The sequence below is a fragment of the Klebsiella sp. GN_Kp190 genome, assembly GCF_040061795.1.
Classification (GTDB): domain Bacteria; phylum Pseudomonadota; class Gammaproteobacteria; order Enterobacterales; family Enterobacteriaceae; genus Klebsiella; species Klebsiella michiganensis.
On sequence record NZ_JBEAFN010000031.1, the window covers coordinates 45,551 to 61,204 of the forward strand.

Consider the following 15,654-nt stretch of genomic DNA (forward strand, 5'->3'; position numbering starts at 1 on the left):
TGGCACTAACATCTCTCAATATGTCTTAAAGTAGTCATTTAAATCTACTCTGAATATATCTTATCATTTCAATACCTGTTAAACATGGAGACGAAGTATCCGTTCTCACATGGAATTTCTCATTATCCAGAAAAACAGGAAATGATGAAGGTCGACAATCTATTTTCGCGACAATGACCCCATCAACTTTAACGCCTGTTAACTTGCAGTAATGGTGATAATCTTGAAAAAGACGACTTCCAAGTTGAGCGCCTAACTCTTGGAAATAATTATCTATCTTCTTAAATTTAAACCTTGCCATTTCACGTTCAATACCAATTACTTTACCTTTATCATTTACCCCTATAAGTAAAGTACCACCATCGGTATTCATAAAGGATGCAATATCTTTTATGACTTCATGCTGAACACTCGAGTTTTTTTCAATATTTCTTTCATTGCCAATAATTTTATCAACGTTAGCAAAGAAGGATTGTTTAAATTCCACATATCTTGTTTCACCCATACTAATGATATGTTTCAAATGTATTTCGTCGCTTAAACTAGATAATGAGTAAACCATTTCATCTGTAATATTCTCAATAAACTTATATTGCTTGGGTTCAGTGGTTAGCTGAGAGAAAAAAGAACTAATACTTTCTTTAGCTATTTCTAATTTCTTGGCAACTCTAACTACCTCTTCCTGTATTTTAATTGGGGGAACAGGCATTTCCAAGTTTTTCACATAATCCATAGATAAAATAGGCAAGCTAGTACCCATAGGTAAATGGGACAACGTCAATCGTCCTAATTCTGATTGAAAATAAAGACCTGCATATTCTTTTATCAATAGCTCAGGATTTATCTCCACTCTAAAATAAGTTCTTGGATTTTTTATATCAGACGTAAGTTTATATTGCAAGCGCTGAACTTTAGAGCTCCTATGGATGTAAATCACGTTAACATCATCATTATCTATTCTCTTTGGTATTGTGATTGATAATATTAAATCAGAGTCAGAAAATGAATATTTTTTGAAATCAGAATGATGACGCAGCAAATCTTTAATTTTTTTTGATACTTCTGAGTCATCTACATAGCTACGAACATTTAAATTAGAATTATTTTTTACGAGTGTGGCATTATCAATTAATTTACAGAACGTACCTTTAGTTGAAAAAATCTCATAGGCATGTACAATTTTCTCAGCATCAGAATCTCTTAGGCTATTCATTTTACGCGATGATTCAAAGTTATTTGAAGCATCGATAAACAAAACACTACCTTTATGAGACTTTGGTTTTTTCTTATTCACAATGAGGATACAAACAGGAATTCCAGTATCATAGAGCAAACCTGGAGGTAAAGCTATTGCAGCATCAATTAAGTCTTGTTTAATTAATTCTTCTCTTATTTCCCTTTCTGCATTGCCTCGAACAAGGGCTGATTGAGATAATAAAACCCCAACTCGACCATCCTCATTTGCACTAGCAATCATGTGTGATAAAAATGCATAATCTCCATTATTTTGTGGTGGAATACCATAAGCGAATCGTCGAAAATGATCATAACATATATCCTCCCTGCCCCAATTTCTCAAAGAGAATGGTGGGTTACCTAATACAACATCAAACTTTCTAAGTTGTTTGTCAGCTTGACTCCAAAATGGCCCTGCATTTCCGACAATGTATTTGGGTTCTAATAAACTATTGCCATGTTGTATTGTAAATTGGCTAATCCCATGCATGAACAAATTAATTCGACTTATTACAGCTGTCCTGATATTTATCTCCTGACCAAACAATTGAAATGATGGTTTTTTATTATAGCGCTCATAAAAATAATTCAAAGTCTGAACCAACATACCACCACTGCCTGATACAGGATCATATACGGACATGTTTTCGGTAGGTTTTAACAAGCTAATGAGTAACTTCGAAATACTCGAAGGTGTATAAGGAACGACACCTCTAACGCCTGAATAATCAGCGATATTATCTAATAAAGCTTCAAAAAAAAGAGCGAACATATTTTGGTGGTTATCTTTTAAACTCCATTCGAGATCGTTGATACTCCATATCAATTGATGAATGACTTTTTCAGAAATTCCATGACGATTTATATGTATAAGCTCGGATAATCCTTCAAAAATCGGAATTTTCCTTTCTAAAAAGGATACTTCATAAGAAAGTAAGGAAAAAGTAAAATATTGCGGTGACAATATAGCATCCCAGCGATTACTTTCAGAATCAATATCATTTATATTCTCCGAATCTATTTTCAGGTCAAAATCGGAAGTGGCGTTTATATACTTAATTAAATCATCATAACACCCAAAGGATTCAGAAAGATATTTAAAAAGAATCAGCACAATAATAAGATCAGATATCACATTGAAATCACAATATCCCCTTAGTGATTTTGCTGAGTTCAAAATAACATTAATCTTCTTTTCAACACTCCCATCCAAATCCATAAAACGGCCTTCTCTCTCGTTAACCATATAAAAAGACAGCTTAATTTTCTTTATTATATTCAAAATAAAGTTTTAATATTTCTTCAGCAAACCTATCATCCACAGTATAAAAATAACACTCTGGCACATCCAGCACTCGAGCAAACTCGCACACCAGCTCAAATGTCGGCTTATGCGTACCATTCTCATAGTGTGACAAGCGTGAGTAAGCAGTAGCTTCTTCTATACCAGCGAGTACACCAAGCTTTTCCTGGGTCAGCTTTGCTCGCAAACGAGCTTCTTTTAGTCTCTTGGGGATCATACCGTGTGTCCTGTAAGGATTTCACGGTAATCTTTAGCATTGCTCAAGAACGTTTATCTTTAGACTTCATAAAGATAGATAACCATAACATCAAAGAGAGCGTTAACAAGACCAATTAACTTAAGCACCTCTTTTTCCACTGGACCCGTTTCCCGTCGTAAAGCTTCAGCATCGCATCAGCAAAGCTGTCATCCTGTGTATAGAAGTAGCCTTCAGGCACATTAAGAACTTCAGCAAATCGACAAACCAGCTCGAATTTAGGTTTATGCCTGCCATTTTCGTAATGGGACATTCTCGAATAGCCCGTTTCTTCAGAAAGCCCTGCTGCAATAGCCAATTCTTCTTGCGACATATCGGCTAACTCTCTCGCAATCCTCAGACGTTTCGGAACCATAACCCTGTCCTGTTAGTGGTTATATTGACAGCATCTTTAGCATTCCTTAAGATGAGTTATCTTTAGACTTCCTAAAGTACGGATAACGTACTGTCTTAACTGGTTTTAGACCTGAGAGAGGTAAACGGAATGGCTAAAAAAGACTGGCACCCCGCCGACATCGTTGCCGCCTTACACAAGCGCGGTACCAGTCTGGCGAAACTGTCGCGGGAAGCGGGGCTGGCCTCGTCAACGCTGTCGAATACCCTGACGCGCCCGTGGCCGAAAGGCGAGTGGCTGATTGCCATCGCGCTCGACGTTCATCCGTCTGAAATCTGGCCCGGCCGTTACCTCAATGCCAGTAACAAACGCGAACCCCGAAAACCGCTTCAACCCATGACAACAACCGACAACTCCGGGACATAACGACCCGCGCAGTGAGTGGCAGGACGCATTAACCAACGATACCTGACAGGAGAGTTGTTTATGCACACCAAACCACAACCATGCACCATCGCACCACTCGCAGGAGGCCGCCATGTTTCTGGTCTCCCTGGCTGAAGGCTTTATTCACCTGTTCCAGGCCGCAGGCAAAATCTTCCTCGACATGATGACCGGGCTAATCCCGATGCTCATCTGCCTGCTGCTGGCCATCAACTTCCTGATGAAGCTGGTCGGCACCGTGCGGATGGAGAAAGTCGCCGCCCTGCTCGGCCGCTCGCGCATCCTCACCTACGGCGTGCTGCCGGTGCTCGGCTGGTTCTTTATGAGCAGCCCCGGCGCGCTCACTTTAGGCAAGCTCTTACCCGAGAAGAGCAAGCCCGGTTACGAGGATGCGCTCGGCACCACCGCTCATCCGCTCACCAGCCTGTTTCCCCACGTGGTGCCGTCGGAGCTGTTCGTCTGGCTCGGCGTGGCCGCCGGGGTTAAGGCGCTCGGCCTGCCCGTTACCTCACTGGCGCTGCGCTATATCGCCGCTGCCATGCTGATTGGTTTAATCCGCGGGATTATCACCGAGTACCTGTTCCTGCGGCTCAGTAAACGGGGGAACGAACCATGATGACCTACTGCGCGCGTATCGTCGCCATCGGCCTGTTTGTCGCCGACGGCCTCACCGACAAAATGCTCATCACCTTCGACAGCAACGGGCCGAAGGACTGTCTCGATTACTCCCTGTCGCTGGAGCCGTCGTTCCGGGAAGAGAGCCTGATGATACTCCCCGGCGACCGCCTGCTGCTGGCGGGCCATGATTATCTGGTGACCAGTGTTGGCAAAGGTGCACAGCAGGCGCTGTTTGAACTCGGCCACCTGACGCTGGTGTTCAATGGTGACCTGAATCCCTGCCACGTCGGGGCGGTTCACCTCTCCGGCCCGGTGCCGAACCTCCGTGACCTCCACGGCAATCTGGTGATTGAGGAGGGACGCCCATGAACACGGTGCTTATTCCACCCGGTCCCGGCGGATACGGTAAAGGGCTGTGGCTGCCTGTCGCCAGTGGCAAAAAAGTGCTGTCGCTCACCGGGCGCGAAATCCATCCCGTCGCCATCGAAATCGGCGCACTGACCGAATCAGAAATCATCAATGGCTTTGCCAGTATTCCCCCGGATGAGGAACTGCTGTGCGTGGTGATTAACTGCGCCGGGTCCCTGCGCTGTGGCCTGTATCCGCAGAAGGGTATCCCGACCATCAACGTGCTCCCCACCTGGCGGGCCGGACCGCTGGCGCACTTTATTACCGAGGATAACTACGTCTCCGGCGTGACGATGGAGCAGCTGGTTCTGGTGGATACCGCCGAAGCCCCGGACATTAAACCTGAAACGACTCAGGAGCCTGCGCCACGGATTGTCACCACTCCGCCACCCGCGCGTGGCGCGGAGAAACTGGTGCGCATGGTCGAGCAGACCGGCACCGCCGTCGGCCACGTTATCGCCCTGCTGTTCGCCGCCAGCCGTGAGGCGGTGGACGTGTCTCTGCGCAACGTTATCCCGTTTATGGCCTTTGTCTCGCTGCTGATAGCCCTGGTGCAGGAGACCGCACTCGGCAGCCTGATTGCCCACGCCCTGACGCCGCTGGCGAACTCGCTGTGGGGGCTGGTGCTGCTGTCGCTCATCTGTGGCATTCCGTTCCTCTCCCCGGTGCTCGGACCGGGCGCGGCCATCTCGCAGGTGATTGGCGTGATGATAGGCACACAGATTGGCGCAGGGGCGATATCTCCGGCCTTCGCCCTGCCCGCGCTGTTCGCCATCAACGTACAGGTCGGCTGCGACTTCGTGCCGGTCGGCCTTTCGATGCAGGAGGCGAAGCCGGAGACCATTGCGAAGGGCGTCCCTGCCTTTCTGCTCTCACGTCAGTTAACCGGGCCGCTGGCGGTAATAGTCGGCTGGCTGTTTTCCCTGGGCTTATTCTGAGGACATCATCATGAACAAAATCAGAGCCGCCGTGGTCGGCGCGGGTATCTACGGCAAACACCATATGAACGCGTATCGCCATAACCCGGACACGGTGCTGGTCGCCATCTGCGACACCGACACAGAGCGCTGTGACGACCTTGCCATGGCCTACGGCGTAATCGGCTATACCCGGCTGGATGTCCTGCTGCAGGAGGAAGCCGTCGATGTGGTCTCGGTGGCGACACCGGATCCGTACCACACCGAATCCATCCTCGCCGCCCTGCGCCACGGCAAACATGTGCTGGCGGAGAAACCGCTCGCCACCTCAGTACGCGAGTGCGAGCTTATCGTGGAGATGGCGCAGCAGCGGGACCTGCTGGTCGGCGTCGATTTCCACAAACGCTGGGACCCGGCAGTAATGCGCATTAAAGCCGAACTGGAAAATCCGGAGACCGGATGCATTTTGCGCGGCCATATCAGCATGGACGACGTGATAACGGTCCCGACGCAGTGGCTGAACTGGGCGGGCGCAAGCTCCCCGGTGTGGTTTCTCGGTTCCCACTGCTTTGACCTGGTGCGCTACCTATCCGGTCAGGAGGTTGCATCGGTGTACGCGGTAGGACAAAAACAACTGCTGGACATATGGGGGATAGACACTTATGACAGTGTACAGAGCCTGCTGACAATGGCCGACGGCAGTTCATGGGTGGTCGAGAATTCGTGGGTATTGCCGGAGGGGTTCCCAAAGGATAATGACGGACGCATTGAGATCCTCTGCGGGACGACCTGGATCCGAAGCTCTTCACAGCATCGGGGGCTGGAAATCACCACCCCGGATAAGACACTCACACCCAACAGCTATTTCATCAACTACCGCAACGGTGTCGCCAGCGGTTTCGGGATCGACCCCATCAATGACTTTGTGCGGGCGGTCAGGCATAAAGCGCCGTACTCGGTCACCGCAGAGGACGGGCTGGCGGTCAGCCGGATTTGCGAGGCGGTACACAAGAGTCTCGAGAGTCAAAAACCAGTGTCATTAAAATAGTCGCCAGCAGGGATGCTGGTATCCGCAAGCCCGTTTACTCTGTATTCCCTAAAGAATGCCGCCATTTGTTATCCTTAATTCAACATTCATCGTTAACACCATTCAGTATCCTGTCCCGATAGCCTTCCAACTGATGCCGTTGCAGATAACTTTCTAACTCCTGCGCCCAACGCGTTCCTTCGCCAAGCGTCGCGCGGCTATGGGTTGAGGCATAAAGATAGCGTGTATCATAAAGATTAATCAGCGTCTGATTTACACCATCGATTTTGCACTGAGGATTTTTGAGCTGCTGTTCTAAAGCCCGGACAATACGGGCCCGATGGTCTTGATCGGTAGCAAAATCCCGTTCCTGCAATTCGCTGAGCACCAGAAATGAAGGTGGAATTTCTTCTGCAATCGATGCCTGTAAACGATAATGGCCATCAAGAATAACAAATGATCCCAGCCCTGCTATATACCAGACAAGTACTGGAGGCAGCGCACCCTCACGGCATTTTTTACGCCACCATTTCAACCTTCCGGCATCAGGTTGTATCGGATAACGTCCGAGTAGCAGGCTACCACCCCACCACCAATCCACTAATCTGACTTTGTCAGGATTAACCAAATCAGGAAAATCTTCGCCGTAGAGCGCCCAGCTACAGCCGATATCCTCGCTGCTTTCTGGAGACTCAAAACGCCAGCTATTTGCAGGAACACGCTGTCCGGATAATTTCGGTAATGAATATTTGGCCTCCATCGGCCTTATCAGCCATCGGCAAGGAGACAGAAGAGGCACTGGCGCATTCATTAATTGCTGGGAAAAATAGCGACACCATTCACCTGTCCAGGCCCGTTCGCCTTTGCTTTTAATGCCTTCAATATCTTCAGATGTGACAGCCGGTAATAATGTCTGGCAAGCGGAATGATCGGCATTAAACACCAACCAGACACCGGAATGATCTTTCAAAATTGATGCCCAGAATAATGTCTCCCCGGAGACCTGCAGCGCCATCCGCCCATAACGACCACTCAGCATTTCCATTGCCACGTCGGTCCTCTGGCTGCTCTTGAGTGTCAACTCCAGACCCTGCCAGTTATTATTGCGATCAAAAAGATCTTTCCACCAATATTGGGACATTATCATCTTCCCTAATAAACAAAGAGTTAGTCTAAAACCTTTAAAATTGTTCAGGTAGCTATTTATACGTCAGCGTAAACGTCGCCGTGGCATTGGCGGGCCCTGCCGTCACCGCTGAAGCCGTCTGGTAATAACGCGCCTTGAGCTGAACGGTCTCCATCCCGCCATTTGGCGAAGTATAATAATCCTTTACCTGCCCGAACTGCGCCGCGCTGTTGTCCGGCGCGAAGTAAAGCTGAACCCCAACGCCCGTCGCCGCGGTACTGCCGCTTTCGGAATCAATGGCCATCACGCCTGGCGCATTTGACGCATCTTTCGTGGCATCAATCTGCACATAAATATGCGCGCTTTTATTGCAGTCCAACACGATATTAAACGCCTTCCACTCCGTGGTGTAGCCCACGCCGCTGAACTCCTGCCTGTTGTGATCGCCAAGCTGGACCGGTTCATCCACCGAGGTTACCGAGCAGGCGGCAGAGGTGACGGTGTTCGTTCCATTCAGCGTGATGTTAGCAAAGTAAAACTGGTTGACGACCGAGGCGCGCGCCAGCATCCCGTCGGTCAGAGTACCGCTGGTGATATCTCCGGTTTTTATCAGTTCACCCTTGATACCATCGCCAGGAATGGAGGCCCATGAGCCCCCGGCATTGTAGGGATAGCTGGCTTCATACGGCAGAACTTTGCCCGATTGAGCAGTGGTCAGGCGTAAACCGACGCCCGCGAGATTGGTATTGTAAACGCCGTCACCATATCCGCTCAGCGTCCCCCATTGCGTTAGCTCCCAGCGGGCAGTCCAGGCTTCCCGGGTACATCCGGCGATGGCATTGCCATTGTTATAAGCCCCGGTGACCGTTGTTGCCAGAACGCTACCAATCGGCGTATCGCGCTGGGCAACCACATTGCCGAAGTTCAGATAGCCGGGCACTTCTCCGGACACGCCGCTGTAAAAGGAACAGCTGGCCTGTGCCGACGGTGAAACAGCCACTATCAGGAATAATAAAAAGATGATTTTTTTCATATGATGGCCCCGGGCGATTACTGGTAAGTCAGCGTGAAGGTCGCCGTGGCGTTAGCCTCACCAGCCGTAATCGCGGAGGTCGTCTGGTAGTAACGAGCCTTAAGCTGCACCGTTTCAAAACCGCCATTCGGCGAGGTGTAATAGAATTTCGTTTGCCCGAACTGCACCGCGCTGTTATCCGGCGCAAAGTACAGCTGGACGCCGATCCCCGTTGCCGCCAGATCGCCAGCCGCGCTATCCAGCTTCATCACACCAGCGATATTCGACGGATCCTGTGTGGCATCGATCCGGACGTTGATTCGGGAACTTTTGTCACAATCCAGTTCGATATTGAAGGCTTTCCATTCAGTCGCCGAACCAGCTCCGGTAAATTCCGATTTTTTGTGTTGGTCCAGATTCACGTCTACATCAGGGGTATTCACCGTACAGGCGACGGTGGTGATTTGTCCCCCGGAAAAAGCGATAGGGATCTCCGTTGACCACTGCGCATTTTCCCGTGTCCCGGCAATAAAACGGCCAAGGTTACCGCTCAGGGTACCCGGCGTAATATTGCCGGTTTTGATCAGCCGGATCCGCGCCTGATCGTTAATCGAAGGGTGGTACCCCGAACTGTGGCTGGTCTGGGTGGTGGAGACCTGTGACTGGCCGCTGGCAATACCGGTCCAGTTATCGGGTAAAGGGTTGCTGTCGAATGACGTGCGGCCTTCAAAAACGAATCCTACCCCCGCTACATTGGTGTTAAACACCGCCTCACCATTCCAGGTGACGCTGGCCTTTGAACCCGTATTTTTAATACCCGCCACAATAAGATATTGCGTTGTGCTGTCGTAATTACAGTTCTGGTAGGCCACGCCCTGGTTAGACATCAGCCAGTCACTGATAGGCTGCCCAACTACCGCGTCCCGCTGAACCACTATGCTACCGGGGCTTATTGAGAAGCTCCCCGATGCGGAACACAGCGCCCATGAAGCCTGGCTAACCGTCAGCCCGACCAGAATAATCATCCATCGCCACATGTTCATTTTCCGACCTCAAGGCATTCCTGACTCGCCGCCAATACCGGTGGCTGGTTTTCCTGTTCCGGCAGCCGGTAATGCACCACGCACTGCTGCGCCCCGTTCCAGCTCACCGCGATCTCACCTTCATCCGGCACGCCCGTGAGGTACACCTGGCCGTCGTCGCCGACAATGCCGCTGCCCCCCTCTTTCAGCTTCGCCTGCGCGCCGAACGGTACCGGCAGCCCGCGATACAGCAGCGTCATCAGCACCCGTCGTCCGACGCGCGTGTTGAACTCCGCCATCACCACTGCACCCTGCGTTGGCGTCACGGTCTGCACGGCGGTGTCGATATCCACCTCATCGCCCAGCGTGCTGGTATCCAGCGCAATACGGTTTTTCTTGTACGGGTTAACATACGGCACCACCGCATAGCCGCGTCCGTCGGTGTAAACGCCGGTGTTGTTCTGCACCTTCGCCTCATCCGCGCCTGGGGCGCTGACCACCGCCAGCGACTCGCCAAGTGGCTGGGAAAGCGTGAGCCCGTGCGGATGAACCACCACGCCGCCCTTCAGGCCATAGTTGATCTGCTGCGTATCGTCGTCATAGTTGTAGCCGCCGGTGATTTCCCCCTGCCCGCCCTTGTAATCGGCATTGATATTGCCGGAACCACCGACGCCATGGTTGGTGTAGCTCTGCTGGAGGCTGTAGCTTAAGTTGTTGTCAGCAAGCAGGGTGCCGTTGAGCCCGGCCTGCTGGCGGGTATCACCATGTTTAGCGGTATTGACGCTGTAGCTGGCCCAGGCGTTATTTGCCGCCTCGCCGGAGAGGAATTTGCTGAGCGGCACCTGGATGTTAAAAGCCAGTTGCTGATCGGCAGGCTGGGTGCTTTCCGGGTAATCGCTGTAGCTGTAGGTGATGCTGTAGCTGATCCCGTTAATATTCCCGTTCCAGCCGGTGCTCAGGGTGCGTTCATAACCGTCCTCTTTCCAGTAATCCTGCTGATAGCCGGAGACAAAAATCGATCCGTAGCTGCCTACGCTCTGGCTGAGATCCAGCTGAAGCCGCTGGCGTTTGTTGTATGTCATCCGCCAGCCATCATCGCTGTCCGAACGCAGATCGTTCGCCTCCTGGAAGGTGTAGAAACCCTCCGTGGAATAGCGGTAGGCCGCGAGCGTGAAGCTGGTATCGGTGGTCTGAAAATCCTTCGAGTACTGAACCCGATACGACTGGCCGTCGTGGGTTTCATCGTTATTGAGAGTGGTATGCGCGGCGGTAATATCAGCCGAAAGCGAACCCAGCTCACCAAGACCAAAACCCAGCCCCGCCGCGCCGGACTGGTAATCCTCCGAGTACAGCGTACCGCCATAAACGGTGATGGCATGCGGCAGGCCGTAAATCGCGGTCACCTGGCCGAACTGCGGTTCGTCGCTGTCTTCATTGCCGCTCCGGTACTTCCCGGCGGTGAGGGCATATTTCAGATGCCCTTCACGCTGCATAATCGGTACCGCAGAAAAAGGCTGAATGAAGGTACGTTCGCTGCCGTCGGCTTCTTTGATGGTCACTTCCAGGTCACCGCTGCCCGAGGTCGGGTACAGGTCGGTGATGGTAAACGCCCCCGGCGCGACATAGCTCTGATAGATGATGTAGCCATTCTGCTTAATGGTCACCTGGGCGTTCGACTGCGCAATACCGCGGATCACCGGAGCAAATCCGCGCAGGCTGTCCGGTAGCATGTTGTCGTCAGAGGCGAGCTGCGCGCCGCGAAACTGCACGCTGTCAAAAATATCCGATGGCGTGTAGCTGTCGCCGAGCGTGAGCTGCCCTTTCAGGCGCTGGATATCCCGCTGGAGATAAGTGTTCACCGAATCCCAGTGGCTGCCGTTTTCGTCATCATAATTCCAGGTGGAATAGTTGCGCAGCCGCCACGCACCGAGGTTCAGGCCGCCTTGCAGGTTAGCGTAGTAGTTGTCATCAGAACCGTTTTCTCCGTTACGCCAGGTATTGCTGCCGCTGAGGTTATAGTTCAGTAGCGCGGCAGGCACCCCTTCGTCCCATTCAGACGGATCCACCGCGCCTCTGGCGCTGGCATCCATTGCCGCCTGCGGGATACTCACATTCAGCTGCAACTGACTGAAACGCAGATCGGTGGTGGCCATCGGGATATAGTGGCCAATATTTTCCAGCGGCTTCTCAGGAGGCAGCGCCGCCAGCGCGGGAAAGACGTCCGTTTTGACGCCCCAGGCTTTCAGCATCGCGGGCGTGACCTGCGCGCTGAGCTTTTTGTCCGGCCCGGAGATAAAGGCAATATCCTGCGCCTGTCCCTGCCGTTCACCATTCACATAAACCGTGACCCGGTAGGTGCCAGGCAACTGGCCGTCGGCTTCGGCAAAGGTGGATAAATCCGCCACCGGCTGGCCGGGATTGTCGATTTCCAGCGCATGAATATTAAAGGTCTCGCGGGCCTCCGCGTGGCGGAGATACCCCAGCAGCAGGACCATCACCAGCAGCAGCGCCAGAAGAAATGCCATCAGATTTTTCATCTCTTGTCCCTCACAGCCTGCGGCTTTCAGTCTGGCTGACACCGCCGTAGTCACTGATGGCCTGCCAGCTCACACTGGAGACAGATGCCGAGGGTAGCGTGAAACTCACGCTGCCTTTCGGCGGCACCATGTCCGCGTCTTTAATCTCCTGCCCGTCCACCTTGAGGGTAAATAGCGTGACGTAATAAGAGGTAGGGTTACTGATGGTAAGGCGGTTGCCGCTGCGGGCGACGGAGAGCTGGTGATAAGCGGTCTCGGGCCGACCTTCCAGCCCGGCGGGACGGTAGAACAGCTTCAGGCGCGACTTCACCACCACCTGCAGCACATTGGTGCGGGGTTTACTGTCATCAGTCGCGGGGATGGATTTTACATTGAGCCAGAAGACCGACTCCCGGTCCTGCGGCAGATTTCCCCCGGTACGCACAATGCGCAGGATATTCTCTTCACCCGGGTTAATACGAAACAGAGGCGGGGTAACGATAAACGGCGCTTTCGCATTTTGCTCACCGCTGTCCACCCAGCTTTGTACCAGATAAACACTGGATTTCTCGGGATTACGAATGGATGCGGAGGTCTCTTTTTTATCTCCGTCATAAATGACGCGTGTGCCGCCAATCACTATTCCGGCCTGCGCCTGCACGGTAAAGGAGGCCAGCAATAGCGCCAGCGCAACGTCTGCATACCTGTTCATCTTGTTATCTCCGGGCGAAAAATACGCATCCCTGCGAAACGTTCCCTGTTATGCGGCGGTACACCGGGTAGGATGGGAGGAGGAATGTACCCCGCGACGGCACAGCGTTATTTGTAGTTAATGGTGAACTGCGAGGTACCGTTCGCCGTGCCGGTTGTGACCGCGGTGCCGGTAGAGACATAGCGAGCGATAAAGTCCAACGAATTGGTGCCTTCTGCCAGCGGGTAATCCGTCGATGCCGTATGCAGCGGGATCGCGGTGCCATTTCTGTCGGCAATTTCGATACCCACGCCGGTAGCGATCCCGGTGCCGCTATCCAGCGCCAGCAGATTCTGGTTTACGCCATCAGAGGTACCGTCAAATTTCACATTTGCCCCCGTTACGGTGTCAGGGCAATCACTCAGGCTGAGCGTGAAACGCGTAGGTGCCGCCTTCATCCCTGCAGCACCGTTAAGAGCGGTCTGCGCGACGTTGCCTAAATCAACCGGTAGATTTTGTGAGCCGGTATCGACGGTACAGGTTTGATCGGTAATGCTTCCGGTAAAATGAATGGTTCCGTCAGCGGCTAAAGCGTTACCCGCCACCAGCAAAAAACACGCGCTTAACATCATTTGTTTCATACAGTTCTCCTTGTGAACAATCGTTCAGGGCTCAGCCCTGCTTCACTCTGGCGGTGAAAAAACCTACGGGAGACTTTCCCGTTAGTGCCAGAGTGGTGAGTTCAGAAGAAAATCTGGTGGAAGATGACAGTGAAAAATAAAATGTCAGCGCTGGCTGAAAAGAACGGTCGGAATGGCATAAAACAGTAAAGCGGTGAGCGAATGAAAACTGGCAACGTGAACCTCTAAAGCACGTTGCCAGCAAGGGCCAGAGGAACATCATATATCTGCTACGTTTTATTTTTATTTAAAAACAGAGAGATAATCCGTTATCAAAAGGGGTCTCAGAAAAATTTTGACACTTTGCTAAATTTTTCTGATACTACTTTACATTCTGGCACTAATTGTGTGGTTTTCTCTCATATTCCCCCAGACATTCATAAATCTCTGCGTATTTGTCGCTGTATAAATCACCGTATGCCGGATGTTCCGGTGCCCCAGATAATCCTGTATCAAACGCGTATCACGTCCCAGGTCCGCCAGCGCGTAGCCGCATCCGTGCCTCAGCATATGGGGATATGCGGAAATGCTGACGCCGCCCAGTTCGCCATAACGTCTGAGCAATAACCTGACCTGGTGGCGCGACAACGGGCCTCCTTTCTGCGACAGAAAAAGCCAGTCGCTGTCTGCCTCCCGCCAGCGGCGGCGCACCTTCAGCCAGCGCATCAACGCGGGCAATTCGGCATCAAACAGCGGATGCTGCGTTGAGAGACTGTTTTTCAGCCGTCGGACATAGACCGAACGCCCTACCAAATCGATATCCGACAGGCGCATCCCACACAGTTCACTGACCCGCAGACCGTGTAAAAAACACATCTGAATCAGGCAGTAATCCCGCTCAAAATGGATCCCTCTGTCCGCTGCAAGCAGTATCTGTCCCACTTCATGGCGGGTCAGATGTTTTCGTTTTACTGGCATAAGTCTTGCTCCTTAAACACAATAAAAAATGAAGAAAAAAACAGGCCGGAACCACTTTCGTAGCCCGGCCTGAACCACAGAATAGCACCAGAAAGCCCGGCAAAGGTTGATGACAGACTCAACAATTTTCACGGGCTGACTCCAGTTTTCAGCAGTGATCGTATGAGCATTGCGCTACACCCGGCAGAAGAAAACTCTGTTGCCGGAGGCGTTATGCCAGACCGTTTTACTCTTCTGTTGCCACTCTTCCTGTGCGCCGCTTTCCCGCTCAGAGCCATTACCACGCCGGAAATTGCAACCTCCGCCCTGTCGCCGGACTGCGTGAGCTACCGGGTTGTCGGCCTGTGCTACTGGCTCTATTGCACGCCGTTCGGCTGTACGGTGCGCACGTCAGTGAAGGTCAGTCATTTCCGCCCGGATCTGGTGGTGTCGGCTTACAGCAACACCGGGCAGAATCCGTGGGCGGAGATGTCGTTACTCAGCCCACCGTTGCCCGGTGTTGCCGAAGGCGGCGGCGATACTAATCCTCGTTCTGCAAGCCAGCACAGCAAGATCCGTTTTAAAAATGCCGATGCTATCGGCTTCCCGGCAGGCGATGAACTGGCAAAGTTTTTCACCCAGTTTGGTTATATCTGCTCGCCGTCATCGCAGCCTTTTGAACCGTATTTCCTGAGTCAACTAGATGTGCTGGCCTGGCGCAGTGGCGTACCGGAGATGACATGGCCAGAAGCGCTGACGCCGGGCCTGCGTGAAGTGGGCAAGAGCGGTGATATGTGGGGCAATATCTATCCCCGAGCCGGAGCCATCAGCCAGACGCACGACTATAAAGCCGCCGCCGTTATCGCCCAGCGCGTGGCCGATCTGGTGACCCGTACCGGACAACCGCATATCTACACACCGCTGACGGCCTCATCCCGCGCCGGGTACTGGCCGCCCTCCCCAGTTATCGAAGGCGACAGCGATAACCATCGCTGGCAGATGCTCACGCCGAAAAAATCCGCCGCCTGTTCGGTGTTCCCGGATGGCAGCGCCACCGACACTTACGCCGACAAGCTGGCCGAGGATGGTGCGTACGCCTGGACGCTGTGGCGGCCTTACAAATGCTGTCCGCGCCGGGGGCAAACCTTCCTCGGCAGTACGGGTTAA

The 15,654-nt window shown here is 52.1% G+C and carries 16 protein-coding genes; 6 read left to right on the plus strand and 10 right to left on the minus strand.

Features of this window, described 5'->3' with window-relative positions; genetic code table 11:
- Positions 1–34: 34 nt before the first annotated feature.
- From ABLU67_RS19605 to ABLU67_RS19615, 3 genes are all read right to left on the minus strand, one after another.
- Entirely contained in the window at positions 35–2,455 is a 2,421-nt protein-coding gene (locus ABLU67_RS19605) for an N-6 DNA methylase (RefSeq protein ID WP_348852485.1), read from the minus strand.
- Positions 2,456–2,495: 40 nt separating this feature from the next.
- Positions 2,496–2,756 carry a helix-turn-helix transcriptional regulator gene (locus tag ABLU67_RS19610; RefSeq protein ID WP_142478758.1) on the minus strand — a complete coding sequence of 87 codons (261 nt, stop codon included), beginning with the start codon at positions 2,754–2,756 and terminating at the stop codon, positions 2,496–2,498.
- 115 nt (positions 2,757–2,871) lie between these two features.
- Entirely contained in the window at positions 2,872–3,150 is a 279-nt protein-coding gene (locus ABLU67_RS19615) for a helix-turn-helix transcriptional regulator (protein ID WP_209744040.1), read from the minus strand.
- Positions 3,151–3,279: 129 nt separating this feature from the next.
- Here ABLU67_RS19615 and ABLU67_RS19620 point away from each other — a divergent pair, with 129 nt between their 5' ends.
- The 5 genes from ABLU67_RS19620 (at position 3,280) to ABLU67_RS19640 (ending at position 6,564) form a co-directional block, all read left to right on the plus strand.
- Positions 3,280–3,555 (plus strand): transcriptional regulator, encoded by a 276-nt coding sequence (locus tag ABLU67_RS19620; protein WP_348852486.1) that lies wholly within the window; start codon positions 3,280–3,282, stop codon positions 3,553–3,555.
- 112 nt (positions 3,556–3,667) lie between these two features.
- Complete coding sequence (locus tag ABLU67_RS19625) at positions 3,668–4,189, plus strand: PTS glucitol/sorbitol transporter subunit IIC (RefSeq protein ID WP_286595531.1); 522 nt, start codon at positions 3,668–3,670, stop codon at positions 4,187–4,189.
- A complete protein-coding gene (locus tag ABLU67_RS19630) occupies positions 4,186–4,560 on the plus strand; it encodes a PTS glucitol/sorbitol transporter subunit IIA (RefSeq protein ID WP_268012880.1) in 375 nt (124 codons plus the stop codon). Before ABLU67_RS19625 ends, ABLU67_RS19630 begins: the two co-directional genes overlap by 4 nt.
- Positions 4,557–5,537 carry a PTS glucitol/sorbitol transporter subunit IIB gene (locus ABLU67_RS19635; protein WP_348852487.1) on the plus strand — a complete coding sequence of 327 codons (981 nt, stop codon included), beginning with the start codon at positions 4,557–4,559 and terminating at the stop codon, positions 5,535–5,537. The genes ABLU67_RS19630 and ABLU67_RS19635 overlap by 4 nt, the downstream gene beginning before the upstream one ends.
- 10 nt (positions 5,538–5,547) lie before the next feature.
- Positions 5,548–6,564 (plus strand): Gfo/Idh/MocA family oxidoreductase, encoded by a 1,017-nt coding sequence (locus tag ABLU67_RS19640; RefSeq protein ID WP_348852488.1) that lies wholly within the window; start codon positions 5,548–5,550, stop codon positions 6,562–6,564.
- 79 nt (positions 6,565–6,643) lie between these two features.
- Here ABLU67_RS19640 and ABLU67_RS19645 read toward each other — a convergent pair whose 3' ends face one another.
- The 7 genes from ABLU67_RS19645 to ABLU67_RS19675 all read right to left on the minus strand — a co-directional run bounded on the left by ABLU67_RS19645 (position 6,644) and on the right by ABLU67_RS19675 (position 14,508).
- Positions 6,644–7,684, minus strand: coding sequence for a hypothetical protein (locus ABLU67_RS19645; protein ID WP_348852489.1), 1,041 nt, complete (start codon positions 7,682–7,684; stop codon positions 6,644–6,646).
- 58 nt (positions 7,685–7,742) lie between these two features.
- Entirely contained in the window at positions 7,743–8,702 is a 960-nt protein-coding gene (locus tag ABLU67_RS19650) for a fimbrial protein (RefSeq protein WP_348852490.1), read from the minus strand.
- A 17-nt stretch (positions 8,703–8,719) separates the two neighbouring features.
- Positions 8,720–9,724 (minus strand): fimbrial protein, encoded by a 1,005-nt coding sequence (locus ABLU67_RS19655; RefSeq protein WP_348852491.1) that lies wholly within the window; start codon positions 9,722–9,724, stop codon positions 8,720–8,722.
- Complete coding sequence (locus ABLU67_RS19660; protein WP_348852492.1) at positions 9,721–12,240, minus strand: fimbria/pilus outer membrane usher protein; 2,520 nt, start codon at positions 12,238–12,240, stop codon at positions 9,721–9,723. Before ABLU67_RS19660 ends, ABLU67_RS19655 begins: the two co-directional genes overlap by 4 nt.
- Positions 12,241–12,250: 10 nt before the next feature.
- Positions 12,251–12,931 (minus strand): molecular chaperone, encoded by a 681-nt coding sequence (locus tag ABLU67_RS19665; protein WP_049094644.1) that lies wholly within the window; start codon positions 12,929–12,931, stop codon positions 12,251–12,253.
- 107 nt (positions 12,932–13,038) lie between these two features.
- Positions 13,039–13,551, minus strand: a complete 513-nt coding sequence (locus ABLU67_RS19670) for a fimbrial protein (protein WP_032734432.1) — start codon at positions 13,549–13,551, stop codon at positions 13,039–13,041.
- A gap of 366 nt (positions 13,552–13,917) precedes the next feature.
- Positions 13,918–14,508, minus strand: a complete 591-nt coding sequence (locus tag ABLU67_RS19675) for a tyrosine-type DNA invertase (RefSeq protein ID WP_032718898.1) — start codon at positions 14,506–14,508, stop codon at positions 13,918–13,920.
- 213 nt (positions 14,509–14,721) lie between these two features.
- On the opposite strand from ABLU67_RS19675, the gene ABLU67_RS19680 reads away from it, so the two are divergent.
- Positions 14,722–15,654, plus strand: coding sequence for a TIGR03756 family integrating conjugative element protein (locus ABLU67_RS19680; RefSeq protein ID WP_348852493.1), 933 nt, complete (start codon positions 14,722–14,724; stop codon positions 15,652–15,654).